Below are 26,123 nucleotides of genomic sequence, written 5' to 3' on the forward strand. Positions count from 1 at the left end.
TATTACACCATCGTCAAACGTTTTACTAAACCCCATTTCCCCATTTTTAACGCCCGTTATTGCATATAGCTTATTATCAGTTAATAGCGAAAACGTAACCTGCCGCCCATCCGGAAAATGCTCAAACCGTTGCAAAAAATATGCCGGATTACTTGCATCTCTGGACGATGCGCTCACGCCCTCTTTGCCAACCGTAATAATCCCCTCAGCAACCCACCTGTCGATGCAATATGACCAAGAGCCACTATACTCTGACGCCGCACGCTGATTAACCGGATTGCCAAAATACCAGTTATCCAGCAGATTAGGATTGGTGATCTCGGATAGCCGGGTGTGGATCGTCGTCTCGTCGCTCCCAGTGACCTTGATATCCTCCCCGGTCAGCGTCACATCCGCACTGAGCGGTTTTTTGTTGATCGTGCGGGTTTGGGGAACGCGCTTTGGCAGCTCCTCATCAATCTTATCCCAATTTTTGTTCAGAACTTCTACATCGTAGAAATCTTCCGGTGTGGGCTTCTCCAGTTGCAAATGTGGTGTAAAATTAGGCATTTGGCAAAACCTCCTCCCTGATTTGTTGGTGTGTGTATTTGGAAAGCTGTGCATGTGTCAATCGCGCAACCGTCTGATGCTGATTGTAAAGCAAGCCGCACTTTCGTACGATATTGGCAGGAACGATATCCCGCAGTAGCTCCTCCACTGCATTCAGATTCCGCTTTGCTGTGAGTGCAACCTTCACCTCAAGACTGTATTCCGCCGGTGACAGCGTTAGCCGATAGCCTGCCGCCCCACACAGCGTAGCAAGCTGCTGCTTTAAGCGCCGGATAGAAAACGGCAGCTGCGCGTTGATCTTGGTCAGCACCCGAAACCTGCGCTCGTCAAGTGTATCTGTATCCTGCGGTGTCAGCCCAAATACGCGTTCGAACCGCGCAATTCCTCTTTCGCCTGCCAGAGATACGAATGAAGCATCCAAAACTTCATCTGCTGCCGTGTGCAGAGCATCCACTTCCGGCTGTTCTGCCCTGCAAATCATCGGAAACTCATAGGTTGTCAGCAGCACACCGGGCAGGTATGCGGCGAGCTTTTTCTGCATCAAACATCACCCCCTACACTCGCAAGCTGTGGAATTTCATCTTCAGCCAGTTCCAAATTCTTCGGTACACCGTTTATCGCAGTTTCTGTGATATCCACAACGCATTCCAGTGCCAGTATGCGGGTCTCGATCTGCGCAATTCGCACGATGGTTGTCGGAGTTTCTGTCCACTTCTCGCTTAATTCTTTGAAGTAAGTCCGGACAGCCGATTCAATCTGCGATTGTGCCGATGCCCACTGCCATCCCATTGCAAACGTGATATTGGTAGTAACGGCAATATCGCGATGCTGCGCCCCCATAACCGTGACCGTGTGGCCGATCGGCGCAAGTCCCAGACCCTCGCCGTGGTTCTGCTCCGGGTCGATTTCAGTCTGTACCTGCTGCACCAGCTCGCTTGACGGCGTTGTGTAATCCGACGCGATGATGACGAGCTTGACCGTCCCGCCGCCGTTCCAGACCGGATACACCTTCACGCCGCCCACGCCCACGATCGCGTTCACTTTTTCCTTGTAGTCTGCCACGTTACCGCCAAAGGCCTCGCCGTCGATCGAAGCGTAATACTTTTCACGCAACGTTTCGGTGGTGTCTCCATCCTCTCCAGGCACTATCACGCCTGTGATTTCGGCCGTCTGCAAGCCGTTCACCGTTTGGATCGGCAGCAGCGTCCCGCTGTACAGGTTGCCTGCCGTACCCAGCGTTTCCGCCTCCAGTCGATATACGCCAGCGGAAATCTTCTCAGTGACGGTATAGTTAACCTCATCGCAGTTAAACCGCATACCGGCTGTCAGTTCAAGCTCCGGTGGTGTAAATATGCCCTGCACAACCGCCGCGGTCTCACCTTGGATTGTGATGCCGCGCTCCTTGCACCGCAGGATCAAATACTGCAGACTGGCCGTATCCACGAATGTCTCATCCATCACAACGTCCAGCTCCATGTATGTCTTGGCCAGCTCGGCCGCGGCCGGGGCGAGCGCATCGTAGATTACCGACCCTTCCCGCTTGTCCACCGTATCCGGGACACGGTCGAGCATGCGGCCGAGGATGTATTCAAAGGTCATTTGGTCGGAATATTTGCCGATCATGTTACCGCACCCCCTTCCAATTCGTAGCTTGCCGAGAAGTCGCCCTGCGTGCTATGCACGGTAAAAGTCACCGCCAACCGTTCCCGGCCGGTGCGCGCAAAAGAAAAGCCGTCTACCTGCGTAATCCGGTCATCCGCGAGGAGTGCGCCCTCGATAGCCCGCCGGATACGCACCTGCAAATACGGCGTGATCCCCTCACCAAACAGCGTCTCAAGCTCAACGCCATAGTTCCACGAGTAAATCGCATGCCGGAACCGCTCGGTCTGCAATGCAAGGAATACGGCCTGCCGCATGGCTTCCTGCCCGGTCAGCATACCGGTAGACGGGTATCCGTCAAACCGTAAGCGATAGGTGCGCGTTGGCTGCTCCGCTATCTCAAAATCCGGCGGCAACCCGTCATTATATTCTGTTGGCAGCATCAGAGCGCCCCCTTCCGGTCTAATATCAGCCATTCCTGTCCGCCTTGCACCTGAATCAAAATCAGCCTTTCCCCTACCCGAAAAGACTGTGCTGTTATGCCTTGCCGGACGATGAACTTTTCTTTTCCAAATGTCCGTTTCTGATCCAAGCGAACCGTAAACGGACGGATGGACTGCACCGTACCGTAACATATCTCCATCGGCTTTTCCGCTTCATATACGCCGGCTGCGATCTGCTTGATCAGCTCCACCAAGTTACGCAAGAAACTCACCTCTTATCCCGGACAAATGCAAATCCATCGTGTGCAGGCCGTGCTCAAACGTGTGTTTTGCCCTTTCGATGCACATGTAGTTTTTAATGTCAATATCACCCAGCCCCATGCCGACCGCGACCGATGCACCCGCCCGCGCACGCACATCACCGAACACCTTTTTCATGGTAAGCTCGCGCCGGATGACGTTGTAATACTTCATCAGCACCTTGGCCTTCGCTTGCAGATCGGCGGTGGATAGCGCACTATCCAGCTTGGCGTAATGCTGCAGCACGCCCCACTTGGCTTGACTGGTCGTATCGTTCAGCACATGCACCTCGCGCTCGCCGGTATCACCATTGTCATAGGCCAGTTTGATGCGGTTATATACATCGCTGTCGATCGACGATGTGTAGCTGTAGTCCTGCGCTGTGTCCTCGTCGATGTAGATGGGCAGCAGCATGTCCGCGTAAGATTTGAGCGCCAGTTTGCCGAAATCATCGAACAGGTTGTATACCTTGCCCGTGTTGATCACGGTCAGATCGGAGGCATTCCCGAAGATGTCGAAAATCGTACCTTCCTCGATGCGCTGCGGGATTTTGTACTTGGTATCCGCCAGCGTGCCGACGATCAGACCATAGTCGGCTGCAAGCATCTTCACCAGTTCGGCATAGGTTTTGTTCTCGTAGGAGATCGTGTCCTTGTTCTTGAAGTACCGCGTCTGGTCGTAGCAGGTGACGTCGATCAGCAGGCTGTTCGACCGGCTCTTGCTGAACACATAGCCGTAGAATACATTCTGACCGTTAAACCGGAACGACACGGGATTTCCCTCGTGGAAGCTGAGCGTATCATCCTTGACGACCGTAAATTTAAGCGACGCGGGTGCACCGCTGCGCTGGGTCTCCCATGTAATTTTCCCTTCCACCACGGGATTCTGCATCTGGTTTTGCTTATTCTGGATGGTCAGCTCCGCACCGGCCTGACGATATGCAGGCAAGTCCCGCAAATCTTCTTTACGGGTGCCCGAAGCGCCGGTAACCGACTTTACCATCACCTTGGTGATCGGCTTGGATTTCTCCTCTTCCTGCTCTGCGCTGCCCGACGCGCCATCGCCGCCAAGGATCGCCGTACCGTATCGGACACCCCAGTTGTTGCACTCCTCGTTCGAGGACATGAGCAAATCGAAGTGGTACACGCCGTTCTCGATCTGGATCGCGCCGCCGCGGTCGTTGACTGTATAGGTCACGCCGTCCAAACTGGTGCCCGTCCCCTTCACGGTCACCTTCGTGTCAAATGCCACCGAGGGCGGCGCGGCACAGGTGCGTTTGGAGGGATCAAGTGGCTTTCCCAGTGCATCAAGGAAGCCGCCCTCCATCGCGTTATCCGCCGGATAGTAAGCGGTGAACATGGCCTTGACCGTATTCACCACCCCGCTTCCACCCGTGCCTGTGTAGTTTGCGGTGGTGTCGCTGTCCTTCACATAATTCTGCGGATTGACCGGCGAACCGTTTTTGTGCATTCCAAAGTGCAGATGGCAGCCGGTCGACGATCCCGTTGTACCGACGGCAGCTATTTTCTGTCCCGCCTTTACCTTTGCACCGTTTTTTACATATAGCGCAGAGCAATGACCGTAGAAGCTCATCAGACCGCCGCCATGATCTATGCTGATGTAATTGCCATAGCCGCCGTTCCACCCCGACATCGTCACCGTGCCGGGACCAAACGCCAAAATCGGCGTGCCGGATGCAGCAGCCAGATCAATACCATCATGGAACTTTACACTGCCGTAGATTGGGTGCACGCGGTTGCCATATCCGCTGGACACATAACTGTACCCCGGGCAAGGCCATACATATTTACCCATGCCGCACCCCCTACGACGGCAGCCGCAGCACGGTGCCCGGGTAGATCCACCAGCCGTTGGAACTGCTGGCGCGTCCGTATTTCTTAGCGGCGGCTTCAATAACATCCTTGTTCAGAGCGTAAATCTCCGTCTGCCGTGCTCCGTTACCCAATTTCACGCGGGCAATGTCCCACAGGTTGTCCCCCTGTTTTACCGTGTAATCGCCGGTCTTGGGTGCGGTGGTGGTTTCACGCTTTTCCGTTACGGTTGCTGTGGTCTTGGATTCTGCTTTTTTGAATGCAATCGTTTTTGTGCCGTATTCCCGATACTGCAAAAGCTCGATTTTAGCCATCACATCCGTGCCGTACCGGTCTGCATCCTCGTTCAGCTCGTATACCTCAAGCGATACCTGCATGGACGTGGAATCCATCAGCAGCCTGCCAGTATCATCCGTGCGGATCACATCGAACACAAACGGCTGGCACTTGGTTTTCAGCAGCTCGAGCTTGTCCATGTAATAATGTGCATCACAGAAGCCGCTTTCATATTGTGCAAACGGATACGGGTGGTTGGGCAGCAGTGCCGAAAAACTGATTTTAGATAGTCCCGGCAGCTTTAGGATATTGATCTGACCCTCATTTACCAGCGTTACGGTTTTATTCTGGTTGACTGTTTTCAGCGTGAGTGCGGACGGTGTTACCGGAAGGAGCACCCCATCCATATAGAATTGATACATCAGATATGCACCCCTTCCGCCGCGATCGCCATCTGCTCAGACACCTTAGCCTCCAACAGATTCACCACACCGTCAATGTCCATCTCCGAAGAGATCGTGTTGTTGTTCACCATTTCAACGCGGATTTCGGCGGTCGTGTATTTGTTGATCTCCTGCCGCTCTGCGATATCGCGCAGCAGTTTAAGATCCTCGCTGGACATTTCCATATCATCAGCGATCTTGCCGGTGTTATCTGCAATATCTGCCAGCAATCCTTCTGTCGGGTTCACGCCAATACCGCTGGTATTCATCTTCTCCGCAATACTGTCCTGCAAATTGGCGCCCCAGTTGTAGCCGGTATTATATGCTACATCGTAGTCAATCGCTTCCTTGCGTTGAACGAACTCCTTCCAACCAGATTCATCCTTGATCTGCTGAATGCGCTGGCTGTAACTGTCATAGAACTGATCCAGACCGCTGGTGATATTGATCTCAACCCCGGGAATCTGGTTAATCAGGCTTTCAATCGCCCGCACCATGCTGCGCACAACGCCAACTACACGCTGATTCAGCTGTAAAAATAAGATTTCGATTGCAGCAATCGGATCATTGAACACATTGCCAATAAAATTGCAAAGGTCTGCAAACAGATTCCATACTGGCAGATAAAACGTGTTGTAGATGAATGCGCCTGCCACAGCAAACGCGCCGGTGATAACCCCAAGCGCCCGCACGGTTGTATTGCGCGCCTTGTTCATCGCACCAACAACCGCAAATATCACGCCTACCAGCACCAATATCAGTGCGATTACCACGCCAATCGGACTGGTTGCCCATGCCGTATTAAGTAACACCTGCGCGGCTACCCACAGTCTCGTAGCACCGGCGCAGATATTTGCCCAGTTTGCCAATAGCGCCAGAATCCCCACCGCACTGCCGATTCCGAGAATGAGCGGGGCAATAACTTCAAGATTGTTTGCCAGCCAGTTGATACCGTCGAGCAGCGGCTGCAGCGCCACAGTAGCCAAGGTCGTTGCCTGCGTCCAAACATCTGCCCACGTCATCGGGATACTCTCGAACCGCGCATTTGTTTCGTCTGCGGCATTGATCACGGCGTTTTTCACAATATCTGCTGTGATCTTACCTTCCGAAGCAAGTCCGCGCACTTCACCAACTGTTACATCGAGGTAATCCGCAATAGACTGAATAATGGTTGGTGCCTGCTCAAATACCGAGTTAAGCTCCTCACCACGCAGCACACCGGCACCCATAGCCTGCGTTAGCTGTAGCATCGCAGCCGCCTGCCCTTCCTGCGAAGTACCGGCAATCTTGAACTGCTTGTTCAGCTGCTCCACAAATGCAACCGTTTCTTCACTACTATTAAAAGCATCGCCCGCAAGCAGACCCATCTTCGAAACTGCTGCTGCGGTATCCGTGTATACTCCCCGCGACCGCACAGCCGACTGATAGATCATCTCTTGCAGCTCTGCGGTAGTCTGCAAGCCGTCGTTCATCAGGTTCAGGCGGGCAGTCGTTTGCGTCAGCTCATCCGACATACTAACAATGCCCTTGACCATCTGCGAGCCGATGACCGCCGCACCGATCCGTTTGAGTGATCCCAGCAGATTGTCTGCCGGCGGCTGTGCATTCTGCATCCTGTCCGCCAGCTGCGTAAATTCGTCCGACACGCCCTGAAGCTGGGTTCTTACCGCGCCCAGCTCGGTTTGCAGGCGGTCATAAATATCTGTCGGGACAGACTGCTCTGCCAAACCCTGCATGCGCTCGAACCGCTGATTGACCGCATCCATGCGGGAGGCGATCCGCTGCAGGGCGGTGCTCATGCTGTCCCGGAGCTGTAAAGTCTGCGATACTGCCATGATCCGTCACCGCCTTTCTACGTGCGTCTTTTGGCTGCTTCGATCGCCTTCTTTTCGCTGTCAACCCGCACCAGCGTAGATGCGATGATAAACACGCGTTCTTTCAATGGCAGATTCAAGAATTCGGACGGCAAAATATGAAGCTTCTGCAAGCAGAAATGCACCACAGAAGCCTCTAAATCGCCGTCCAAAATCAGTTTTTTGCTTCTTCCACCATGTCACTGATGCTGTAATCAAAGCCGCAGGACTGTGTAAGCTTATCCAGATACGCATTGTACTCGCCCGGAACGCACAGCAGCTTCACAATAAGATCCTCTGCACACTTCACCCCGTAGCTGTCCTGCAGCTCCGCGTCATCAAGGTTAGGATATACTGTGCACGCGGCCGCCAATTTGCGTCCGTACAGCGCGGTATCTACCACCTGCCGATATTGGTTGCGCTTGCCGGGAATCGGCACCTGCTTCGTGCAGTCCTGCTGGATCAGATCATTCTCATCGCTGGAGATGCAGCGCACCTCCCACGTTTCCGGTTTGCCGTTTTCATCGACAAAGCGATCGGATACGACCAGCTTGATATTTTCCGGTTTCTTGGCGTTCTGTGCCATAAATGCGGATAATCCGCCCATAATAGATATCCTCCCTTACTCCATGCCTTCAAGCATATTGAACGACTCCGGCATATCCCAATCGTCAAATGTGCCGCTGATCTCTTCGTTCAGCAGATCGTCATCTGCGTTGAACTTCGCCAGAATAATCTTATCGAGCAGACAGCCGGTATGCGTGATCGTCTGGCGCCCCGCCGCCGAGGACGGGTCCTCATTGGCAACCTGAATTTCAAACGGCATCAGCTCTCCGGTTTTCTTATAACGCAAGAACCATTTGCGGAACACCGACTGGTTAAAGTGCGCCGTACCCTTCCATGTACCAGACCAACCCGCCGGCTTTTTGCCCTTTCCGGTGCGGCCGAGGATCGGTACGTCGATCAGATTGATGGATGCAGACGATTCGAAATCATACAGCTGCATCATTTTGTAGCGGTTGCCGTCGAGAGTGACGTAGCACTCAGCCAGAGAGCCGGAAACCGCATCATTCGCATTCATTGTGGGATTCATACCGTACTACCCTCCATTCCAATGATCACCTGCATGTACAGCTGCTCCATCGCCGAAACCGGCTGCACATGATCCTCCACCGCAACCGCCTTGCGGCTGTCGCCCGGTGCAACCTTGATATGCTCGCTGTCAAAGTTCTCGATCGCACGGATGGTCTGCAGCTGATTGTGGTGGGAGACAATATCCTGCCACAGGCTGACACGGCCGGCCGCATCGTTCTGCACCTTGCCCAGATACTTGGTATTGAAGATGGACGCAATATCGTTCGCGATCTGATCCAGCACACGAACCACCTGATTGCCTGTGAAATCAGCAGACTTGGTATCGGTCACACTGACAAAGGTGTTGATGTCGGTCAGGACGCGCACCTCGTCACCTACACGGTGGAACATCAGCTTGCCGGACTGAATCGCCTTCTCCAGTTGTGTCTGGGTAAAGTCCACATTCGGCGTGTATTCGCCGGTGTAGGTCGCGTTGGTCAGGCTCTTGTTGACCGCACAGGCTGCCTCCGCGCCCACTGTCCAGTAAACCATGGACGGGTCTGCATCCGCACCCACAAGTCCGTTTTCAACGCTGATCACACCCTCGTAATCCGCTTCGGGATACCGGAACAGAACTGTCTGGAACTTTACGCCCTGCTCATCGCGCATACGCTTCGTAAAATTCGCAAACAAACCCTTAACCGTCTTATTGGTCGTATCACAGCCCATCATATTAAAGCTGTACGGCTCGATCTTGTCCAGGTAGGTCTGGTATGCCGCATCCTGCACCGTACCGTTCGTGCCACTGGTGAGCGCGATGCCTGCGGATACCGCCAGTGCCTCTGAGCCCTTCCATGTAACATAGTCGTTCGGCTGCAGGTCGGATACTGCCCTTACTGCCTTCTGGATGTCCACCTGCGTTGCGCCGATGTAGGTGGAAACATCGTATACCTCGTTGGAGGTCTCCTCAAATGCCTCGTTCTGCGCAATGACGATCTTCAAGCTGTTGCCGACCGTACCCGGATATTTTGCTTCCGCGTACTGGCAGGACGCCTTTGTGCCGCCCGTATTCAGCCGGAACACATGCAGGGTCTGCGCGTTCGCAAAAATCTCCCGCAGCGGGCGCAGTGCATCGTCCGTATAGGCGTGGCCGAACAGCTTCAGGCTGTTGCGCTGAAAGTCTGCATTTTCGACCGTAAACACCTCGCCCTCCGGCCCCCAGTCCAGACTGAGCGGGAAGGTCGCGGTGCCGCGGTCGGACAGCGTAGCTGATGCCCGCGACGCAGACACAAAATTGATGTACGCGCCGGGCAGCAGCTTGTTCTGCACATGGTATGTGCCGCCACCAAGTGCCATAGCTATTTCACCTTTCCTTTCATAAAATCATTCATAAGCGCATCCACCTCATCGTAGGTATAGCGCTGTTCGTCTTCAAGCAGCACGCCCAGCAGGTCGCGCCGCTCACGATATCTGTCAAACGTCAGAAGCTGCTCCTTCGTGAATGAAGGTGCTTCCGGCGTTTTCGGTTCGGTTGTCGTTTTTCGTCTGGTTGCCATATCAGCCCTCCGTTTCGGTGTCGATGCCTGTCTCGAGCTGCAAGATCTCCATCAGATATTCCGGTGGGATCTCCCGCACAAACTGCCGGTAGCTGACAAAGAAGTGCAGCACGTCATCCGTGATTTCCCAGCTAAGGTTCGTACCGCGCAGGCTGGCCAGCTGCCGCAGCAGGAATATCAGCGTTCCCGCCATCGCCCTGCACTGCTCACGCGGGCGCTCCCCCGCCGGAAAAAAGCGCACATCGAAGTGCTGCACGATTTCCGTCCGATGATTGGGGTACGGCGTGATGTCCGCGGTCAGCTGATGGATCGCAAAACAGGGCTCGGCAAAGCCCTGCTCGATGGATTCTGTGTATACATCGTACTGCGCTTCCGGATACTGCACACGCAGCGCATTGCGGATTTCCTTTACAACGTCAATCATGTGCCGCACCTCCCTCTAACAGTCTTCTCACAAACTGCCGTGACCGCTTTCCAATCACCTCGGGCGCAAGCCATTCTATTTCCATCAAAGACAGCCGCATCATAAAAAATCCTTCGCTCCATCCCACCGTATTGCCGCTTTTAACAACGCGATGTCCATTTTCAACCCACGGCGCGTACGCCGTGTTATTATAAATCTCGATTTCGAACACATCACCGCGCTGCCGCACTTTCGTGATGAACCAGCCCCGGCGCAGTTGTCCGGTATCAACCGGCGTTTTCCGCTTGGTGCGGCGCAGCAGCATATTTCCAAGCTCTTGTAATACCTCACGGGTAAAACGTTCACTTGCCTTGGTGTCGACGGCAGACCGAAAGCGATCTGCCATTGCCCTAAATTCCGAGAAATCACAACTTCCCCAGCTTGCCATTAGGCGCACCCCTTTCGCGTGACGGACAACTGCTGATGCGTCGGGTAGGCGATACCCTCTCCGCTGTACCGCAGCGCGTAGGTCACGCCGTACTGCGTCACCGTGATCCGGCAGCCCGCGGGAATTTCCAGCTCAGGCGCACAGAAAACCGTGCCCTGATAGCCGATCTCCCCTGCGTCCTCGCCCCGCGCCCCATTCGGTGCACCGGAAAAAGAGAGCGCACATGGCACATCCGCATACAGCACGGCATCCGGCGTAACAACGGTTTCGCCATCTACATTCGTCTTGCGGCTGCCCATAACGGTCATCACACCGTCATAGGTCAGCTCGAGCCATTTGCGTTCCAGCTCAGGATTGCCCAGCATGCTGTCACCTCCGCATCTTTCGGAAAGCGTTCAGCTGCACGCCGTAGTCCGTCAGGAAGTCGCCCGAGGAGACAAGCTGCGCCATCTGCTCGGCAACCGATGCGAAAGAATAGGACGTATCGCCACGCGACACGCCCTTGACCACCGGCTGCATTTGTTCTGCGTCCAGCTGTGTACTGTTGTAAAGACCCCGCACCATCATAACCGCCGTATGCAGCAACTGATCCGGTACTTCCCTCAGATTACAGTAGTTGCAGATCTCCTCGATCACCAGATCGCAGGCAAAATCAAGCGTCTGCTCCGCCGCCGCCGGAAGCAGTACTTTCACCTTCGCCAGCAGATTTTCCTTCGTCATCCTTCCTGCCCCGCTTTCCGGACGGCTTTTTCATGGATTCGCTTTCCGCGATCTGCTCCACCTGAAAGCCGCGTCCCTCACACCATGCCGCAAGCCATGGATCATCGGTCTTTGCCTCGCCGTTCACAAACGACAGCGAGGCAAACCGCTCATTATAGCCCTTATCCGTTTTGATTTTGTACATCCGTGCCACCCCTTACTTGCCCTTACTTAATCTTGAAGTTGCGCAGCACACCGGCCGCACGGGTCTTTTTCAGCACCGTGGCCGCCACCATTTCCACATCGCCCGACTTGACCGCACCGGCCGTGGAGAAGTCTGGCAGGGTCGTGTTGATGATCTTACCGCCTGCGGGGGATACGGCATGGAAGCCGTCCAAACCGAAGCGCACAGCGTACAGGTCGGTCAGACCGGTGACGGACGAACCGCGCGTCACGATCGGCACCACCGGCACCTCTGCGGAGCCGTTGTAGTAATACTTCAGATCCACCAGCGGAATGCCGTTGTAGGATTCGATCGTGCGGCCAAACGCATCCTCGCCATGGGTCAGATAACCGGCGCGGCGGGCGCAGGCCTTCAGCTTGGTGATCAGCGCACCGTTTGCCATCAGCATGGTCGGCGTGCCGTCCAGCTCTGCAAGCAGACCGTCAATGCTGTCCAGAACCAGTTTATAGTTCTCATCCACCTTGGCGGCCGTGCTCAGGTCGATCGCGGTGTCCGCGCTCTTGTTCAGCTCGGTAGAAGTCCCGACAAGCATCTTGTCCAGACCGTCAAAGCCCGCGCTGCCCTTGTCGCCGTTGATGGCGGTGTTGTGGAACAGGTTGATCGTCGCTGCGATCTTCTGCTCGAGCTGGAACTGCACTTCACTGATCTGGCCGTTGGTGGTGTTTGCGATCACGCGGTCTACCTGGAACGAACCGCCGAAGATCTTCAGCTCAACGGTTTTTTTCTCACGATCCGCTTCCTTTGCGGTATACTCAGCGTTGATCTCACGGAATGCCGCGGTCGAGGGCGTTTTCAGCTGCGTATAACCATAGGTCAGCGTGCTGCCGCCGGTACCGGGCGAAACCGAGTTGTCGAAAGTCAGTGCATCGAGCAGCATAGACCCTCTGCGGAAATTGTCGATGACCGTCTGGTCAACGTGGTCAGCCATACCGACCTTTGCCTGTGCAAGTGTTACGGGCATTTGTCATCTTCCTTTCTCATGCCGTATAGTGTTCTGCAAGCGCACTACCTAAATCGCTTACAGTGTTGGGTTTTCCGCCTCCGGCGGGATGATATCCAGAGCCGCCGTTGGAACCATCTCCCCCGGCTGCACCCTTGCCGTTATTTCCGTCTCCGCCATTTGCATCTTCAAACAGCCAAGACTTGTCCTTTTTCAGACTCTCCACCTGTGCATCCAGACCGGTTACCTTGCCGTCCTTGTCGATCTTGATCTCATCAAGCTTGAGTGCGGCACGGGTCAGCTGCGGATCACGGGCGTGTGCTGACACCAGCGCAAGATCAATCGCCGCATCACGGCGGATATTAGCCGTATCGGTGTCGTACTTAGTCTGAAGATCCTTGAGGTCATCCTCCAGCTTCTTGGGGTCCTTGCCGTCCCACGCCTTGGCCGCCTCGCGCAGATCCCTGATCGTAGTGTTCGCTGTATCAAGCTCGCGCTGCTTGGTTTCAAGGTCTGCCTTGGGCACATACGCGCCGCCGGCGGCGTTGACCACCTCGAAGCCCGCCTGCTTCGCCGCCTCGGAAAACTGCTCCCACGTCAGCGCACCGGCTTCAAATAATGTCTTCAAAAATTCCATTTCTGCATGTCCTTTCTTGGTTTTGGGTATGAAAAAACCACCCTGACTTTCGTCTTGGTGGTTTCATCGTTTTGTTTTTGCATGACAAAGGCACTCCGTTACCGAAGCGCCCTCGTCGAAGTTTCTGGTATTTTGGTGGGTGTGCCCCTTCCCACATTTCTTTTGACCCAAAGGGTGCGTAGCAGCACAATCTCTACTTCAAAATACCACTTATCTGTATGTGTATTATAGCATGATTATTCTTTTTTGTAAAGCATTTCGCTTTTATTCATAAGCTTCTGCAAATTCTTATCTCTAAGCCGATAAAAAGTCATAATCGAGTTTTTCCGATCCGCATCATCAATGTCCAACGCCAATCTGGTAACTACATTCAAGTTGGTTTCAGGGAGACCCTTTATCATAAAAACCGTTCCCTCATGTTTTTCATCGACCAATACTATATCCGGATCAAGCGCCGACGCGGCACCATACTTCTCGAAAAATTCAACATCTTCTGGATGGCGCTGACGAATATGCTCTAAACGCTCATCCATGATAATCAATTCTTTGGTCTGCAATTTGCCGAAGCGTTTTTCCAGATAATCCGCCTTCAGTTCGCCCAAAGATCGATAAGTTGATTGCTCATTGTCCACCGATTTTTCCCCATTCTCCCCTGTCTTTGCTTCCATTATAGCAGATTTTGTCGATTTATCAACCATATCCCCATCGACATATTTCTTATGCCACTCAGCATAGGTCATGCCCTGCTCGACAAGCTCTCTTTTGCCGGTAACCGGATTGCGTGCCGCACGCGGACCGTCCATGTCAAATTCAGTCACCGGCACGGTCGTGCACCGGCACCGCGGATGCAATGGCGGGTAATTTACACCCGTCTCACGCTCTGGCAAACGGAAGCTCTTGCCATCCATCGCCCTGCAGGTGGGGCAGGTCTTTAAGTCGAGCGATGCGTCAAACTGATATTCCCCCACGCCGGTTTCCTCATAGCCCTTAGCCGTGGCCTGCGCCGCCATGTGCGCACTTTCTGTCTGCACCAGTGTTTCGGCACGCCGCTCCGATACCCCCATCCGCTCCGCAAAGCGTTTGGTGGTCTTTTGCAGCGGCTCACCTAACACAAAGGCGCGGGATAATTCCTGTTTCAGTTCGCGCAGCAGCTTGTCCCGATCTGCCCAGATACGAGAGGAAAAGTCACTGTCAAGCCACGGCTGCGCAAGGATATGTTCCAATAGCTCAGTGTTGATCCGCGCGAATGATGTACGCACCGCCGCCTGCTGGCTGACTGTATACACGGTCTGGTAATAGGTATCTGTGTAGACCTCCGCCAGATGGTCATGCAGTTGTTCTTCCTGCGACTGGAACAACGCTTGAACGCGCAGTTCAAGCTGCGTTTGCAAGGCCTGTAAGCGCGAGACACGCGTGCGCAGATAGATTTCATTCAGCTCTTTGTCATAGCCGCCCGCGATCGCTTTGGCGCGGAACTCATCGAGCGACATACGGAAGTCTTCGAGCTCAGCATCCTTCAGCAGCCGACGCGCCTCCGCCATGCTGATACTTTCGTTCTGCGCATAACGGGCGTAGAATACCGCGAGCTCCTGATCCAGTTCATGCAGGATGCGCTTGTACTCACGCGCAATATCCTGATTCAGCTTCTCATCTGCCTGTATCTGTCGCTCCGCCTGCTGCAAGGTGCGCTTGCGCCAATAGGCGCTGTTTAATTTACTCGCTGCTGTTGCCATCGTCCGGATCACCGCCGTTCAACCGGAACCGGAACTGCGGCTGCTGTTCTGCTGCGGCATCCTGCTCCTTTTTCAGCTGTTTCTGCTCGGCCTCCGCATCTTCTACCCACGGATGATTCTTGATCACCGTCTGATCGGAAATCACACCAACCGATTGCGCAGCGATCTGCGCCGTCTCCAAATCATTCTGAATCGCATTGCGCGTCCATGTCTGGATGATCTTCGCTGGCTCTGCCATACCGGATACCCGGCAGGCGGCGCGTACCAGCTCCGCAAAGCCGGTGCGGAACTGTGTCTCCATCTGCACGGCTTTAAGCTCCAACAGGCTGTACAGGTATTTGAGTGCGACACCCGAGCTATCCCCAAACTGCTCCGGATCCGGGTCCACGCCCATACCGGATACAAATATCTGCTTGCGGATGCGGTCCAGAAACGCGCCCCGCGCCTCATGCGGGATCTCTGCGCGGATCGTATCCACCCCGCCGTCGCCCTCTACCTTGATGACCTTGGACTGCTTCAAATCGCTGAGGAATTCGGTTTTCCCTTCGCCGCCGTAGTTTTTGATGACGAAGATGACCTCCTGCACATCCTCCATGTCGTTTGCAAAGCCGGAAACGACCTTGTCATACGCGTCGATCAGATCCTTGTAGAGCGGCAGGTCATCGGTGTGCTGTGCGTTGTTGTAAAACGGGATAAACGGCACCGCGCCCAGACCGTGCACCAGCTCCTGACCGACTTCCGGATAATTAAAATAGGCATAATTGCCATAAGCGTTCTGCCGGTAGAAACGCACGCGGGTATCGTCCCAAAATTCGCACACCTGCACGTTTTGCCCCTGCTTCGGTTCCAATGTGGTATAGCACCGCAGGACACCTATCAGCTCACTGTCCAGCGTTCCGGAGTAAACCGGCACGATCTGCACCGGGTCTACCGTGTGGTACCGGAATCGTCCGTCTGCGCCGCGCCAGTAATGCAGCCAGCCGACCGATGTGTTGCTGGCGTCAATGCCGAGCTGCATTGCCGTGGCCGTATACTGATCCCCCAGCAGGGCGGCAACGCCCGCATTGGCTGTCTTATCCCCCAGATCGAACAGCGGCGGATAGGACAGCGCATAGCTTACCTTCTGTGTCACCAGCAGGTTATGCCAGTTGTGCGAAATCCGGTTGTCCGCCAGATGCAGCGGATTGCCCAAAGCGGCCTCGGTCTCTGACTGCCGCTGCACAACGCTGTTGTCATCTTTGATCCGGTTATGATTGGCAAAATAATTACGCGCCTCTTCCGCGCGCTTGATAAACTTCCGGTGCCCGTCCAGCAGGCATCGGATCGTTCTGCTGTTCACTTCCAAACGCTGACGCCTCCCTTCCTGTTAAACTGCTCCGCGACACCCGTTGTAGCATCCGGCGCGTCATCGTGCGCATTTTTACCTTCTTTTTGATAGGACTGCATTGCTTTTGCGTATTCTGGCCACCGGTCACGCCAGTTTGCCGGAAAATAAATATGATCCTGCACCCACGTTGCGTTGGTGAGGATCCGTGCGATCTTGTTTTCACTTTGGTGGAACCACTCGATGCGGCAGCGGTTGGTGCCCAACGCACGCAGCTCCCGCTCCACGTTGCGGGCAAAGCCGCGACCACCGTTGTTGCTCTCGATGCGGGCCACATTACAGCTGTGCGCCGCGAGCCGCCGCGCTGTTTCCGGTTCGGTGACCTCCATCGGTGCCTTGGTGTAGTACACGTCCAGCACATAGGCCTCGTGGTTGTACTCGCCGTAGATGATCGAGCACAGAAAGTCGCTGCCCTGATCGGCGGTGTCCGTGTAGTTGCTAATGCGGGTAAAGAGCGGCTTGCCGTTTTCGTCCCGCGGGATATCGGTGTAGGTCTTAAAGCTGCTGTACAGCCTGCCCTTGAGATCGATCGGCTCCTGCTGGTAGTTCGCGGACGCAATTTCCTCAGACATGGTACGCACTTTGTCATCGTAGTCCGCGTGGGTCAGTACGGCGTCACATAGCATCGTACCGTCGTCCTGTAGTGCTTTCATCGTGATGTGCTCCGCGTCCGGCCAATGTGTCAGTGCGCGGCCGGCCAAGTCGTTCGTCGCCCAGCGGGTCATAATGATGATAATTTTATAGCCGGTCTCTGTTCGGGACAGCATGGTGTCCGTAAACCACTGCCACTGCTTTTCAAGGACATTCTCGTTGAACGCTTCCTCGGCTTTTTTGATCAGGTCGTCGATAATCAGTTTGCGCGCGCCGAAGCCGGTTGCCGTACCGCCGGGAGAGGTTGCCAGATAGCTGGCATACTGCCCTTCCAGCGCCCACTTGCCTGCGGCCGCCTCGCCGTACTTGATGCGGGTATCCGGGAAAATGTCCGAGAACACCGTGCGGTTCGGGTCGAACTTCTCCTCCGCAATGCCATCCCGCACCGAGCGGGCAAAGGTTGTGGACAGCGTTTCGTTGTAGCTGCCGGTCATGATCTGCTCGCGGGGGTCACGTCCGAACAGCCACTGGGACAACAAAACCGCCGTGCGACTCTTGCCATGGCGCGGCGGCATATTGACGACCAGCACCTTGCGATCACCCTCGCAGAACGCCTGCAAACGAGTACAAAGCTCTTTCAGGTACGGTCGATCCTCCCGATAGAAGTCCGGCGCCATCAGCTTGCAGTACGACCAAAACTCGCGCTTCGCAAGCTCCATCCGAGCCGCGCGCCGGATTGCAGGATCAACCATCCGATCCCGCCAGCTTCCGCAGCTCCTCGGTCGTCAGGCCGGCAAACGGGTTTTCAATTCCGATCGCACCTGAGTGTTCAAGCTGCTGCTTGTCCCGCCATACCGCAGACTTGCGGTTCTTGAGCCAGAAAATCTGCGCGGTCACGTCCGGCGGCACGTGCTTGACCGTCTGCGTGGTTTTGACCGACTTTTTCCCGTTCTCCTTGCTGACCTCGACGCGCTCTTCCGTGTATTCATAGCCGAGCGCACGCTTGAGCAGCGCGTTCTCGACCTCAATGTCTACGACCTCCTTGCCCCTTTTTAAGGCCTCAGAAATCTCAGGATACTTGTTTTTCCAGTCATACAGCGTTGTTGCCGTGATGCCGATCTTGTCGGCCAGCTGCTCATCTGTCAGCCCGTCGCGTGCCCACGCTTCCAAACGGGTGACCCCGTCCGGCGTGAGCCATTCCTGATATTTGCCTTTCGCCATGGGAGCACCCCTCCTTTCGGGCAATAGAAAAGCACCCTCAAACGAGAGTGCCTTTCCGGATTTGGAGATAAAAACATGGATAGATGTTGGTTGCAGAGGCCGGATTCGAACCGGCGTTATCGAGGTTATCGAGCCTCGCGAGCTTCCGCTGCTCTACTCTGCCATATACCCGCCCCGCGCTTGCAGGACGGGTAAAAAAGAGGGAAAGAACGCGAAAAGCAGAATGGGTCTTCATCCACACCCCGCATCTTCACAATGCCATAATACCATAGAGCCTATATGACATTCTATGACGTCTTTATTCCATGCCCGTGATTGTACGAATTTCGCACAGAGCCTGTCCATGTAACCTCATGACCTGCCGCCACGAATACTGCATCTGCACGGCGACCTCCTCCCACGTCTTATCGTTCACATAATACTCGGTCAGCAGCGTCGCCAGCGTGTTGTCCTCAACCTGCCCGATCACCTGCAATATCTCAGCGCGTACTTGTTCCAGCTTCTCGATTTGCCGGTCAACAGACAGGCTGAGCTCTGCATAAGCCGCATGCTTGTCCGCCGGCTCTCCCCCGGAAACATGTTCACCGCCACTCACCACGACAGAAGTTGCACGAGCAAATGCCTGCTCCTTGCTGGTCTGCAGGGCACGCAGCCGTCCGCTCATTTTCCGCGCACGGATCAGCCATTCCTTTGCCGTCATACTCATGACTATATCCCCCTCACGCTGTTGACCGTACTTGCTCGATGCGGGCCTTAATGCTCTCCAGCAGCATATCCTGCGTATCCGCCTTACCCTCCAGCGCACTGACCACATCGTGATCCACGCTGCCGTCCACCAGCAGATGGTGCACGATCACCCTTTCCGTCTGTCCCTGCCGGTGCAGACGTTTATTGGCCTGCTGGTACAGCTCCAAACTCCACGTCGGGGTAAACCAGATCACATGATTACCACCCTGCTGCAGGTTAAGTCCATAGGCTGTGCTCGCCGGATGCGCCAGCAGGATGTCGATCTTGCCGGCATTCCAATCGTCCTCGTCAGCGGGACCGCCAAACACCCTGACGCACAGCCCGCGGCACTTCTTGTGCAACGCGTCCAGAATACGATCCCGCTCGTGCTGGAAGGCGTAGAACACCAGCGCACTCTTGCCGTTTAGGCTCTCGACCAGCTCCAGGAACGCTTCAACTTTGCAGGTGTGTATCACCTGCGGCTGATGATCGGCGTTATACACCGCACCGCCGGCAAGCTGCAGCAGTTTGTTGGTCAGCACGGCGGCCGTGTCTGCGGTGATCGTATCCTCAGCGACCTCCAGCAGCATATCGCGCTCCATCGTGTTATATGCCTTCCGTGCTTTTTCGTCCAGCATAACCGGCGTGGTGACCTCGACACACTCTGGCAGCGTGAGATAGTCGTCCGCGCTCATGCTGATGCAGATATCGCCGATTAAATCCTGCACCGCTTTTTCGGTTCCCATCTTCGGCTTGTAAGTAAACACCCGTTCTGCGTTACGCTTGTCCGGCAGAAAATAGCGCTCCCTGAAGCCCCCAATCGTTCGGCCTAATCGCGCACCCTCATCAAGCAAATACAGCTGCGCCCACAGGTCGATCAGATTATTAGGGGCGGGCGTGCCGGTCAGCAGCACGATGCGATGGATCTTTGGCCGGACACGTTTCAGCGCCCGCCAGCGCTTCGTGCTCTGGTCCTTGAAGCTGCTGCTTTCGTCGATCACCACCATGTCAAACGGCCAATCGTTGCGATAATAATCCACCAGCCACTCCACGTTCTCACGGTTGATCACATACACGTCGGCCGGCCTGGCCAACGCCCGCTCACGTTTTATGCGGCTGCCCAAAACGGTAGAGATACGGAGGTCTTGCAGGTGGTCCCACTTTTCCGCCTCCCGGCTCCACGTCGCCTCCGCCACCTTCTTTGGGGCAATAACCAACACCTTGCACACCCAAAAGCGATAATACTTCAGCTCCCTGACCGCAGTCAACGTCGTAACTGTCTTGCCAAGGCCCATATCCAGAAAAAGGCCTGCCGCCGGCAGCTCCAGCAGCTTGCTGATGCAAAGCTTCTGGTAGTCATGTGGTACAAATTCCATCGTTTTTCACCTTCTCTACAAAACAGTCCACCTGTTCTTTACTGTCAATTACCTCTACCCGAAAACCAAGGGACTTGAGTGTGCCGATCTGGTGGATCTGCAACGGCCGTGGTGCTGCCCCCGGCGCTTTCAATTCCACAAATACCACCCGGCCGCCAGGAAGGCATACCAGCCGGTCAGGCACACCATCGTTGCCGGGGCTGACAAACTTATAAGCCTTTCCGCCAATAGTACGCACTCGGTCTCGCAGGTATTTTTCGATGTCCTTTTCTCTCATAAAATTGGCCCTTTCTCTCTCGCGCATGCGCGTGCGCGTGCGCGCACGTGGAAATTTTATTTTTTTGCGGGCACAGGGGGAAACTATATTTTTATTACCCTCTATTACCTCTATATTTTAATTCAATAGAAAAGATTGTAACATTGTAACACTTACTGTGTTAACTGTCTTTTTGTTATACAAATTCACGCTAACAACATATTTTTGTTGCATAGCGTTCGTTACAAATAACTGTTACAATCTAAAATAAGATTGTAACTTTGTAACCCTGAATTTAGATTGTAACGCCTACTTTGTAACGACTTTTTCGAACCCTCGTTGAAGTTTACAGTAGCCAAACCGCGCTGGATTTTTCATGCGCTTCCATCCCGGCAAAGCTGCTACGATGCTGTTGATCTCCGATGCATCGCTGTTCTTGATAAATCGAGGATCCCCATTCATCGCCTCGCACCAAATCTCCAGTGCGCATACCCTCGTCCGAGGTACCAACTCGCCGGTATACTGCGCCGCCCCCTGCCAGTACATAACCCGCTGCTCCAGCTTCCACGTTGACCAATCTACAGGAACCGGCTGCTCGAGGAAGTCCTCGATGATACCTTCCTTTACTGAGACCTTACGGTGTTCCTCCTGCCGCTCCCGCGCCTCCATCTCAACGGAGCCCGCCAAGTACAACGGCTCCCCCAAACGGTAGCGCATGACCGCTTCTGCCCACACCTGCGCGATCTCATCGTCCGTCAGATCATTCCACACGCTTTTGCTTCTCGGCTGCACACCAACAACTACCGGCCAAAAACGGCGGTTCCCGGTGCGGTCTGTCAGGAATTCACTTTCGTTTGTGGTCCCGAAGAAGACGCAGTGCCTCGGTATCTCTTTAACATGCCGGCCATACGCCGCGCGGAAGCGGTCGTGCTGCTGGCTCAGGAACTGCTTGATACGCCCGACCTCCGTGCGGTTAAAAGCCTCCAGTTCAGACACTTCAACGAGCCACACGTTCTGCAGCAGCTCCGAAGCTTCCTTACCCTCGAAGGTTCGGATGCTGTCGTTGAAATACCCGCAGGACATCTTACTGATCAACGTGGACTTGCCGATACCCTGCGCGCCGGTCAGGATCGTCATGCTGTCGAACTTCACGCCCGGCCGCAGCGCCCGTGCTACTGCTGCGGTGAACGCCTTGCGTGTCACTGCGCGCGTGTACTCCGTATCCTCTGCGCCCAGGTAGTCGATGAGCAGCGTATCCAACCGTGGTGTCCCGTCCCATACCAATCCTTCCAGATAGTCCACAACATCGTTGAATGCATGCCTGCTGCTATGTAGGCTCAGGGCTCCGTCCACGCGAGCCGCGCCGGCGATATCATACACTTTCTCCAGATACCAGTACAGACCCTGATTGTCATTGTCCTCCCACGACCGCCGCTTATCGCGCGGATCCCACGGGACAGCGCCGAGGATCTCACCACGACCGGCAAACTCGTTCAGGGCGAATCGGCCCTTGAGCAAAGGATCATTCTCGAGAATAATCCATACATTGTCCATCGTATTATCGACCTTGCCTGTTTTCGGGTGTACACTTAGGCGGGCCATCCATGCCGTGTCTGTTGGCGTCGCTGCCGGCGTCGGTTGCTGCGCCTGCTGGGCAATCTCTGCGAATTCTGCAGTTGCCTGCGCAAACCGTTCTTCCTGCAGCTTCCCGGAGACCTCCGGATCTGCCAGTGCGAAGCGACACATTGCGTCGTAGCTCGGCAGTCGATTGACCGGAGTTCCTTCGGCGGCCTCGTCATCCTGCTCGCTGAACTTATGCAGACGCACAAGGTCGAATGCGTTGACGAGGATGCCGCTGCACGGGTCCGTCGCATGGTGGGAATAAAGAAATCTGCCGTCATCATAAAGCACTGCCCCACCCGCTGTACTGCCTTCAGCATAGGTGTAACGCCCGGGTACGTCCGTTTCGGTGTAAACCCCCGGGAGGAAGTGTTCCATCGCAGCAGGCACGTCATACACACGGCAGAACGCACCTACAACCCCGGGCTTGTCCAACGGGTCCCCCTGCTTCTTGGCACTGCGGTCGCGGATCTTCGCCTCGCCCGGCACAGCGGGCCAGCTGCTCACATCATGCCAGTCATCGTATAGCTTCAGCATACCGTCTGCGCTGAGGAACGGCTTGTCCTCTGACCGGAATATGTATTCCCCATCAGCGCAAGCAGAAGGCCAGTACATCAGGCGCTCCAGCTGGAAGGTAGTAGGGTCGAACCATGTCATTTCCGGCTGGATCAGTTTGGCCATCATACGACAAATAGGCTCGTACTCCTCCGGCTGCAGCGTCCGATCTGAGGCAACAACGATGCGCAGCCGCGGTGCTTCCGGACTATGCTTCCTCGTGGAGTACAGGCAATACCCAGCACCCAGACCTGAGCAACGCCGCAGAACTTCCTCAGTCGCGCCCGGCGGCAGGTTGTCCAAATCCAGTGTCAGCAGATCGCGGCCTTTTACATTGGCCTTCTTGCGGCGGCCTTCCAGCTCACCGCCCACGAAGCCGCCGACATCTTTCCGCGCATCCTGATCCGCCTTCCGCATGGCCAGATATTCCGCCAGCGTTTCGGTACCGCGAAGAGGGTTTTGCAAGCGCTGATATAATTCGGACAGCAACATCCCGGTAGGCTGCCAGTTTATAGACTTACGGCTCGCTCCAGTTGCTATCACTATTTTACGGTCATTAGTCATAATCAGTTATCCTCCCGCAGTGGTCTTTCTTTTGCCCCACACCGGAGCCGCCGAACCATTCGGCAGCTCCCGCCTATGGCAAATCACTTTCCCAAATTGATCCCTGCACGCAGATGTTTTTCCGCAGCCTTTTGAAGCGCACTCAAGGCGTTTTCGATAATGATTACCTTGGGCAGCTTGGAAGGCTCCTTCAGGATCACCCGAATATACTGTTGTTGTTAAGCACCTCCGTTTCCTCCCGACAACCCAAGGTTAAGCACACGGATCAGCGCGCAGTCATCGCAGTGCAGCTCATGTAGGCTGTCCGTATCCTCTATTTCCCGCGGGAAACGGCAATACTCGTCGCAGAACTCTTCCGCCATGCGCTTTGTGACTGTTTCCCAACAAGCCGGATGGAATACTGGTGCAGCCATTACAGGCTGACCGCAGATTTTACACTTTGCCATTGCTTTATCCTCCTATATCATCTCAGTCCTTAGTGAAATACTCACCGACCCAACCGTCCACAGCCAGCGGAAGCCCAGGCGCCCATGCGATAGGCTGGCTCATAATGCGAATGACTTCGTCCAGATCGGCCCTCTCGCTGTCCACCTCTGCGACAATCTCATCGTGGATATGAAACACGATTGGGATTCCCGCAGCTTCCAGACGCGCAATATTCGTCGCAAGACAGTCGCGTGCAATAGCCTGCACACAGTTCTCGGTGAGCTTACCGCCATACGTATCCAGCGGCCGCCACTTCTTGGTTGTCTGATCCATGCCGTAATAGTGGATCGATTTGCCGCCCCACTGGTTTACGCCAAGATACGGCTTGGCGTAAAAGAGCTTACGGCCGGACGGCAGCCGGATTGTAAGGAAGTCCTGTCCGTGATCCACGTCCGCTTCCCGTGCAAAGACCAGCCCCCGGGTAGCGCACGGTCGGCCCGTCTCGATCGCCTGAATAGCTGCCTGTTCGATCGCCTTCCAGCAACGGACGATAGCGGGGTTTGCGCTGCGCCAGCGGGACACGATGTCAGGCAGCTCCTCCTCTGACAGACCCATTTTCAAAGCGCCCATGGCGACCAATGCGCCGGCGCCGCCTTGATATCCCAGTGCGAGCGTTGCCACCTTCCCCTTCTGCCGTAAGGCGTACTCCGGCTGCCCCTTTACGATACGATCGATGGGCACGCCAAACATCTGCGATGCGGTCGCCTCGTAGATCTTCCCGTGCGTGCGGAACACCTGCAGCACCCATGCTTCGCCGGCGAGCCACGCGATCACGCGCGCCTCAATCGCTGAAAAATCAGCGTCGACGAACCGCTTTCCCTGCGCCGGTACAAACGCTGTCCGCACGAGCTGGGACAGCGTGTCAGGAATGCTGCCGAATATAAGCCGCAGCCCTTCGGGGTTTTGGCTCTTGGTGATGTCACGTGCCAGATCGAGGAGAGCGCCGTGAAGATAGGTACGCGGCAGGTTTTGTACCTGCACCAAGCGTCCGGCCCAGCGGCCTGTACGGTTGGCGCCGTAGAACTGCAGCAGCCCCCTCACACGGCCGTCTGAGCAGCCGACGGACACCATCGCCTTATACTTCTTGGTGCTGGTCTTGGAAAGCTCCTGCCTGAGCTGAAGAACACAGTAGGCGTTGGGATCCATCTCCCCTTCATGCTCCAGTGCGTCCGCTACGGTCTCTCCCCGTAGGTCAGCGATTGGCACGCCCATGCCCTGCAGCCAAGTGAGCAGCTGCTCCCGACTGTTTGGATTTTCGAGTGCGGTCAGTTCCCGCGCTTCCGCCCTAGCCTGATCCGCGTTCTGCTGATCGCAGTACAGTGCGCCGACAATTAAGCTGGTGTCCAACGCAACACCGCGGGCATTGATGAGCTGATCCTGCACCCATTCAGCCTGCACAGCCTCAGGAACCGGAAAGCCGGATAGCAGATGCTCGATCTCCATTTCGGTGACAACGTCCTGCCGGTTGTACTCGCGAAACAGTTCCCACTTTGCAGGGTCATGGTGCGGCAGGTTCCGGGTGCGGCCGCCGTTTGACTTGGTCGGAGCGCAAGGTGCGCAGAAATACCGGATCAGTGCCTTGCCGGCGGTCATCTTCTGCTTGTCCTGCGGAAGCCCGAGTGCTTTGCCGGTTGCGTCCAAACCCGCAGTATATCCACAGTATAAGCCGTGCAGCATCGTACAACGCCACTGATCCACCGGCATACCGATACCATATCGCCGGGATAAGCAATACCACTCGAAAGCAGCATTATAGGCGTGCTTGATGTATTCATTGCTGTGCAGAGCATTCAGGAACCAACGTGGTACCTTATCCCCCTGTGCCAGATCGATCAATTCAACCTGGCCGCCGTCCAGTGAGTAAGCGATCAGCAGGATCTCAAAGTCCGAGCTTTGAGCATACTTATACAGACCGCTTTCAGCGATGGGAACGGAAGAATATGTTTCAATGTCGATAGATAAATGGTGCTTCAAGGCAAAAGCCTCCTGTTACTATATAGTTGTCTCGGAAATGTGGTAGCCAGCTACGAGCCGAGACATCTCGTTGCCTAAGCTGTTAGAATAGGAAGGTAATGGTCTGACCCAAACCTCCAAGGGCTTCAACGCCCGTACGAAAGTCAGTCAGCCATCCTCCTATTCGCAGTGTTCGATTTGTGCAGGTAGAACCGCGTGTTCGTGTCACCAAACAGATAGAATCGGCAATGGGTAGAATGGCTTTGTCCATTGCAATTTCTTTTTAGGAGTGAAGAACATGAACGCAGCAGGTATCGATGTTTCCAGCAGAAAGAGTACGGTCGCTGTCCTTCGTCCTTTTG

The 26,123-nt window shown here is 55.1% G+C and carries 30 protein-coding genes and 1 tRNA gene; all 31 read right to left on the reverse strand.

Going from position 1 to position 26,123, the window contains the following annotated elements; genetic code table 11:
- On the reverse strand, nt 1–549 hold a 549-nt coding region (locus T363_RS14655), incomplete at its 3' end, for a hypothetical protein (protein WP_034972212.1).
- Nucleotides 542–1,090, reverse strand: a complete 549-nt coding sequence (locus T363_RS0110775) for a putative phage tail protein (RefSeq protein WP_031475752.1) — start codon at nt 1,088–1,090, stop codon at nt 542–544. The genes T363_RS14655 and T363_RS0110775, both read right to left, overlap by 8 nt.
- On the reverse strand, nt 1,090–2,172 hold the full coding sequence (locus T363_RS0110780) for a baseplate J/gp47 family protein (RefSeq protein ID WP_034972215.1): 1,083 nt from the start codon (nt 2,170–2,172) through the stop codon (nt 1,090–1,092). Before T363_RS0110780 ends, T363_RS0110775 begins: the two co-directional genes overlap by 1 nt.
- Nucleotides 2,169–2,591, reverse strand: a complete 423-nt coding sequence (locus T363_RS0110785) for a DUF2634 domain-containing protein (protein ID WP_031475756.1) — start codon at nt 2,589–2,591, stop codon at nt 2,169–2,171. Before T363_RS0110785 ends, T363_RS0110780 begins: the two co-directional genes overlap by 4 nt.
- A complete protein-coding gene (locus T363_RS0110790; protein WP_031475758.1) occupies nt 2,591–2,854 on the reverse strand; it encodes a DUF2577 family protein in 264 nt (87 codons plus the stop codon). Before T363_RS0110790 ends, T363_RS0110785 begins: the two co-directional genes overlap by 1 nt.
- Nucleotides 2,847–4,706: an XkdQ/YqbQ family protein gene (locus tag T363_RS15225; protein WP_051643229.1), complete on the reverse strand. Its 1,860-nt coding sequence runs from the start codon at nt 4,704–4,706 to the stop codon at nt 2,847–2,849. The genes T363_RS0110790 and T363_RS15225 overlap by 8 nt, the downstream gene beginning before the upstream one ends.
- A 10-nt stretch (nt 4,707–4,716) precedes the next feature.
- Nucleotides 4,717–5,421: a LysM peptidoglycan-binding domain-containing protein gene (locus tag T363_RS0110805; RefSeq protein WP_051643230.1), complete on the reverse strand. Its 705-nt coding sequence runs from the start codon at nt 5,419–5,421 to the stop codon at nt 4,717–4,719.
- Nucleotides 5,421–7,277: a tape measure protein gene (locus tag T363_RS0110810; RefSeq protein ID WP_051643231.1), complete on the reverse strand. Its 1,857-nt coding sequence runs from the start codon at nt 7,275–7,277 to the stop codon at nt 5,421–5,423. The genes T363_RS0110805 and T363_RS0110810 overlap by 1 nt, the downstream gene beginning before the upstream one ends.
- 17 nt (nt 7,278–7,294) lie before the next feature.
- Entirely contained in the window at nt 7,295–7,429 is a 135-nt protein-coding gene (locus tag T363_RS16730) for a hypothetical protein (protein ID WP_278247018.1), read from the reverse strand.
- 41 nt (nt 7,430–7,470) lie between these two features.
- A complete protein-coding gene (locus T363_RS0110820) occupies nt 7,471–7,902 on the reverse strand; it encodes a phage tail assembly chaperone (protein WP_031475764.1) in 432 nt (143 codons plus the stop codon).
- Nucleotides 7,903–7,917: 15 nt separating this feature from the next.
- Complete coding sequence (locus T363_RS0110825; protein ID WP_031475766.1) at nt 7,918–8,388, reverse strand: phage tail tube protein; 471 nt, start codon at nt 8,386–8,388, stop codon at nt 7,918–7,920.
- Nucleotides 8,385–9,725 (reverse strand): phage tail sheath family protein, encoded by a 1,341-nt coding sequence (locus T363_RS0110830; protein ID WP_031475768.1) that lies wholly within the window; start codon nt 9,723–9,725, stop codon nt 8,385–8,387. Before T363_RS0110830 ends, T363_RS0110825 begins: the two co-directional genes overlap by 4 nt.
- A 2-nt stretch (nt 9,726–9,727) precedes the next feature.
- Nucleotides 9,728–9,925 (reverse strand): hypothetical protein, encoded by a 198-nt coding sequence (locus T363_RS0110835; protein WP_031475770.1) that lies wholly within the window; start codon nt 9,923–9,925, stop codon nt 9,728–9,730.
- A gap of 1 nt (nt 9,926) precedes the next feature.
- Nucleotides 9,927–10,349 (reverse strand): phage tail terminator family protein, encoded by a 423-nt coding sequence (locus tag T363_RS0110840; protein ID WP_031475772.1) that lies wholly within the window; start codon nt 10,347–10,349, stop codon nt 9,927–9,929.
- Complete coding sequence (locus T363_RS0110845; protein ID WP_051643232.1) at nt 10,342–10,734, reverse strand: HK97 gp10 family phage protein; 393 nt, start codon at nt 10,732–10,734, stop codon at nt 10,342–10,344. The genes T363_RS0110840 and T363_RS0110845 overlap by 8 nt, the downstream gene beginning before the upstream one ends.
- A gap of 41 nt (nt 10,735–10,775) precedes the next feature.
- On the reverse strand, nt 10,776–11,141 hold the full coding sequence (locus T363_RS0110850) for a hypothetical protein (protein ID WP_031475776.1): 366 nt from the start codon (nt 11,139–11,141) through the stop codon (nt 10,776–10,778).
- A gap of 4 nt (nt 11,142–11,145) precedes the next feature.
- Complete coding sequence (locus tag T363_RS0110855; protein WP_161645963.1) at nt 11,146–11,496, reverse strand: head-tail connector protein; 351 nt, start codon at nt 11,494–11,496, stop codon at nt 11,146–11,148.
- Nucleotides 11,429–11,680 (reverse strand): hypothetical protein, encoded by a 252-nt coding sequence (locus T363_RS0110860; RefSeq protein WP_031475780.1) that lies wholly within the window; start codon nt 11,678–11,680, stop codon nt 11,429–11,431. Before T363_RS0110860 ends, T363_RS0110855 begins: the two co-directional genes overlap by 68 nt.
- A gap of 22 nt (nt 11,681–11,702) precedes the next feature.
- Nucleotides 11,703–12,680, reverse strand: a complete 978-nt coding sequence (locus T363_RS0110865) for a major capsid protein (RefSeq protein ID WP_031475782.1) — start codon at nt 12,678–12,680, stop codon at nt 11,703–11,705.
- Nucleotides 12,681–12,696: 16 nt separating this feature from the next.
- Complete coding sequence (locus T363_RS0110870) at nt 12,697–13,296, reverse strand: phage scaffolding protein (protein ID WP_031475784.1); 600 nt, start codon at nt 13,294–13,296, stop codon at nt 12,697–12,699.
- 236 nt (nt 13,297–13,532) lie between these two features.
- Nucleotides 13,533–15,029: a minor capsid protein gene (locus T363_RS0110875; protein WP_051643234.1), complete on the reverse strand. Its 1,497-nt coding sequence runs from the start codon at nt 15,027–15,029 to the stop codon at nt 13,533–13,535.
- Nucleotides 15,010–16,368: a phage portal protein gene (locus T363_RS0110880; RefSeq protein WP_031475788.1), complete on the reverse strand. Its 1,359-nt coding sequence runs from the start codon at nt 16,366–16,368 to the stop codon at nt 15,010–15,012. The genes T363_RS0110875 and T363_RS0110880 overlap by 20 nt, the downstream gene beginning before the upstream one ends.
- Nucleotides 16,365–17,756, reverse strand: a complete 1,392-nt coding sequence (terL, locus tag T363_RS0110885; RefSeq protein ID WP_031475790.1) for a phage terminase large subunit — start codon at nt 17,754–17,756, stop codon at nt 16,365–16,367. The genes T363_RS0110880 and terL overlap by 4 nt, the downstream gene beginning before the upstream one ends.
- A complete protein-coding gene (locus T363_RS0110890; RefSeq protein WP_031475792.1) occupies nt 17,749–18,225 on the reverse strand; it encodes a transposase in 477 nt (158 codons plus the stop codon). Before T363_RS0110890 ends, terL begins: the two co-directional genes overlap by 8 nt.
- A gap of 87 nt (nt 18,226–18,312) precedes the next feature.
- A tRNA-Ser gene (locus T363_RS0110895) sits at nt 18,313–18,389 on the reverse strand.
- A gap of 134 nt (nt 18,390–18,523) precedes the next feature.
- On the reverse strand, nt 18,524–18,931 hold the full coding sequence (locus T363_RS0110900; RefSeq protein ID WP_031475794.1) for a hypothetical protein: 408 nt from the start codon (nt 18,929–18,931) through the stop codon (nt 18,524–18,526).
- A gap of 13 nt (nt 18,932–18,944) precedes the next feature.
- A complete protein-coding gene (locus tag T363_RS0110905) occupies nt 18,945–20,327 on the reverse strand; it encodes a DEAD/DEAH box helicase (protein WP_031475796.1) in 1,383 nt (460 codons plus the stop codon).
- Complete coding sequence (locus T363_RS0110910) at nt 20,308–20,604, reverse strand: PDDEXK family nuclease (RefSeq protein ID WP_031475798.1); 297 nt, start codon at nt 20,602–20,604, stop codon at nt 20,308–20,310. Before T363_RS0110910 ends, T363_RS0110905 begins: the two co-directional genes overlap by 20 nt.
- Before the next feature lie 288 nt (nt 20,605–20,892).
- Entirely contained in the window at nt 20,893–23,322 is a 2,430-nt protein-coding gene (locus T363_RS0110915) for a virulence-associated E family protein (RefSeq protein ID WP_031475800.1), read from the reverse strand.
- A 218-nt stretch (nt 23,323–23,540) separates the two neighbouring features.
- Nucleotides 23,541–23,768, reverse strand: a complete 228-nt coding sequence (locus T363_RS0110925; RefSeq protein ID WP_031475802.1) for a hypothetical protein — start codon at nt 23,766–23,768, stop codon at nt 23,541–23,543.
- Between the two features lie 22 nt (nt 23,769–23,790).
- Nucleotides 23,791–25,782, reverse strand: coding sequence for a DNA polymerase (locus tag T363_RS0110930; RefSeq protein ID WP_031475805.1), 1,992 nt, complete (start codon nt 25,780–25,782; stop codon nt 23,791–23,793).
- Between the last annotated feature and the right edge of the window lie 341 nt (nt 25,783–26,123).

This window comes from Agathobaculum desmolans ATCC 43058 (assembly GCF_000701665.1).
Classification (GTDB): Bacteria; Bacillota; Clostridia; order Oscillospirales; family Butyricicoccaceae; genus Agathobaculum; species Agathobaculum desmolans.

Excerpts from the sequence above, each read along its gene's own strand:
- T363_RS0110900 (WP_031475794.1), bottom strand. The coding sequence starts at position 18,931 with ATGAGTATGACGGCAAAGGAATGGCTGATCCGTGCGCGGAAAATGAGC.
- T363_RS0110835 (WP_031475770.1), bottom strand. The coding sequence starts at position 9,925 with ATGGCAACCAGACGAAAAACGACAACCGAACCGAAAACGCCGGAAGCA.
- terL (WP_031475790.1), bottom strand. The coding sequence starts at position 17,756 with ATGGTTGATCCTGCAATCCGGCGCGCGGCTCGGATGGAGCTTGCGAAG.
- T363_RS0110875 (WP_051643234.1), bottom strand. The coding sequence starts at position 15,029 with ATGGCAACAGCAGCGAGTAAATTAAACAGCGCCTATTGGCGCAAGCGC.
- T363_RS0110905 (WP_031475796.1), bottom strand. The coding sequence starts at position 20,327 with ATGGAATTTGTACCACATGACTACCAGAAGCTTTGCATCAGCAAGCTG.
- T363_RS0110890 (WP_031475792.1), bottom strand. The coding sequence starts at position 18,225 with ATGGCGAAAGGCAAATATCAGGAATGGCTCACGCCGGACGGGGTCACC.
- T363_RS0110805 (WP_051643230.1), bottom strand. The coding sequence starts at position 5,421 with ATGTATCAATTCTATATGGATGGGGTGCTCCTTCCGGTAACACCGTCC.
- T363_RS0110925 (WP_031475802.1), bottom strand. The coding sequence starts at position 23,768 with ATGGCAAAGTGTAAAATCTGCGGTCAGCCTGTAATGGCTGCACCAGTA.
- T363_RS0110820 (WP_031475764.1), bottom strand. The coding sequence starts at position 7,902 with ATGGGCGGATTATCCGCATTTATGGCACAGAACGCCAAGAAACCGGAA.
- T363_RS0110810 (WP_051643231.1), bottom strand. The coding sequence starts at position 7,277 with ATGGCAGTATCGCAGACTTTACAGCTCCGGGACAGCATGAGCACCGCC.
- T363_RS0110910 (WP_031475798.1), bottom strand. The coding sequence starts at position 20,604 with ATGAGAGAAAAGGACATCGAAAAATACCTGCGAGACCGAGTGCGTACT.
- T363_RS0110860 (WP_031475780.1), bottom strand. The coding sequence starts at position 11,680 with ATGTACAAAATCAAAACGGATAAGGGCTATAATGAGCGGTTTGCCTCG.
- T363_RS0110855 (WP_161645963.1), bottom strand. The coding sequence starts at position 11,496 with ATGACGAAGGAAAATCTGCTGGCGAAGGTGAAAGTACTGCTTCCGGCG.
- T363_RS15225 (WP_051643229.1), bottom strand. The coding sequence starts at position 4,706 with ATGGGTAAATATGTATGGCCTTGCCCGGGGTACAGTTATGTGTCCAGC.
- T363_RS0110775 (WP_031475752.1), bottom strand. The coding sequence starts at position 1,090 with ATGCAGAAAAAGCTCGCCGCATACCTGCCCGGTGTGCTGCTGACAACC.
- T363_RS0110850 (WP_031475776.1), bottom strand. The coding sequence starts at position 11,141 with ATGCTGGGCAATCCTGAGCTGGAACGCAAATGGCTCGAGCTGACCTAT.
- T363_RS0110915 (WP_031475800.1), bottom strand. The coding sequence starts at position 23,322 with ATGACTAATGACCGTAAAATAGTGATAGCAACTGGAGCGAGCCGTAAG.
- T363_RS0110785 (WP_031475756.1), bottom strand. The coding sequence starts at position 2,591 with ATGCTGCCAACAGAATATAATGACGGGTTGCCGCCGGATTTTGAGATA.
- T363_RS0110865 (WP_031475782.1), bottom strand. The coding sequence starts at position 12,680 with ATGCCCGTAACACTTGCACAGGCAAAGGTCGGTATGGCTGACCACGTT.
- T363_RS0110870 (WP_031475784.1), bottom strand. The coding sequence starts at position 13,296 with ATGGAATTTTTGAAGACATTATTTGAAGCCGGTGCGCTGACGTGGGAG.
- T363_RS0110780 (WP_034972215.1), bottom strand. The coding sequence starts at position 2,172 with ATGATCGGCAAATATTCCGACCAAATGACCTTTGAATACATCCTCGGC.
- T363_RS0110845 (WP_051643232.1), bottom strand. The coding sequence starts at position 10,734 with ATGGCAGATCGCTTTCGGTCTGCCGTCGACACCAAGGCAAGTGAACGT.
- T363_RS0110830 (WP_031475768.1), bottom strand. The coding sequence starts at position 9,725 with ATGGCACTTGGTGGCGGCACATACCATGTGCAGAACAAGCTGCTGCCC.
- T363_RS0110825 (WP_031475766.1), bottom strand. The coding sequence starts at position 8,388 with ATGAATCCCACAATGAATGCGAATGATGCGGTTTCCGGCTCTCTGGCT.
- T363_RS0110840 (WP_031475772.1), bottom strand. The coding sequence starts at position 10,349 with ATGATTGACGTTGTAAAGGAAATCCGCAATGCGCTGCGTGTGCAGTAT.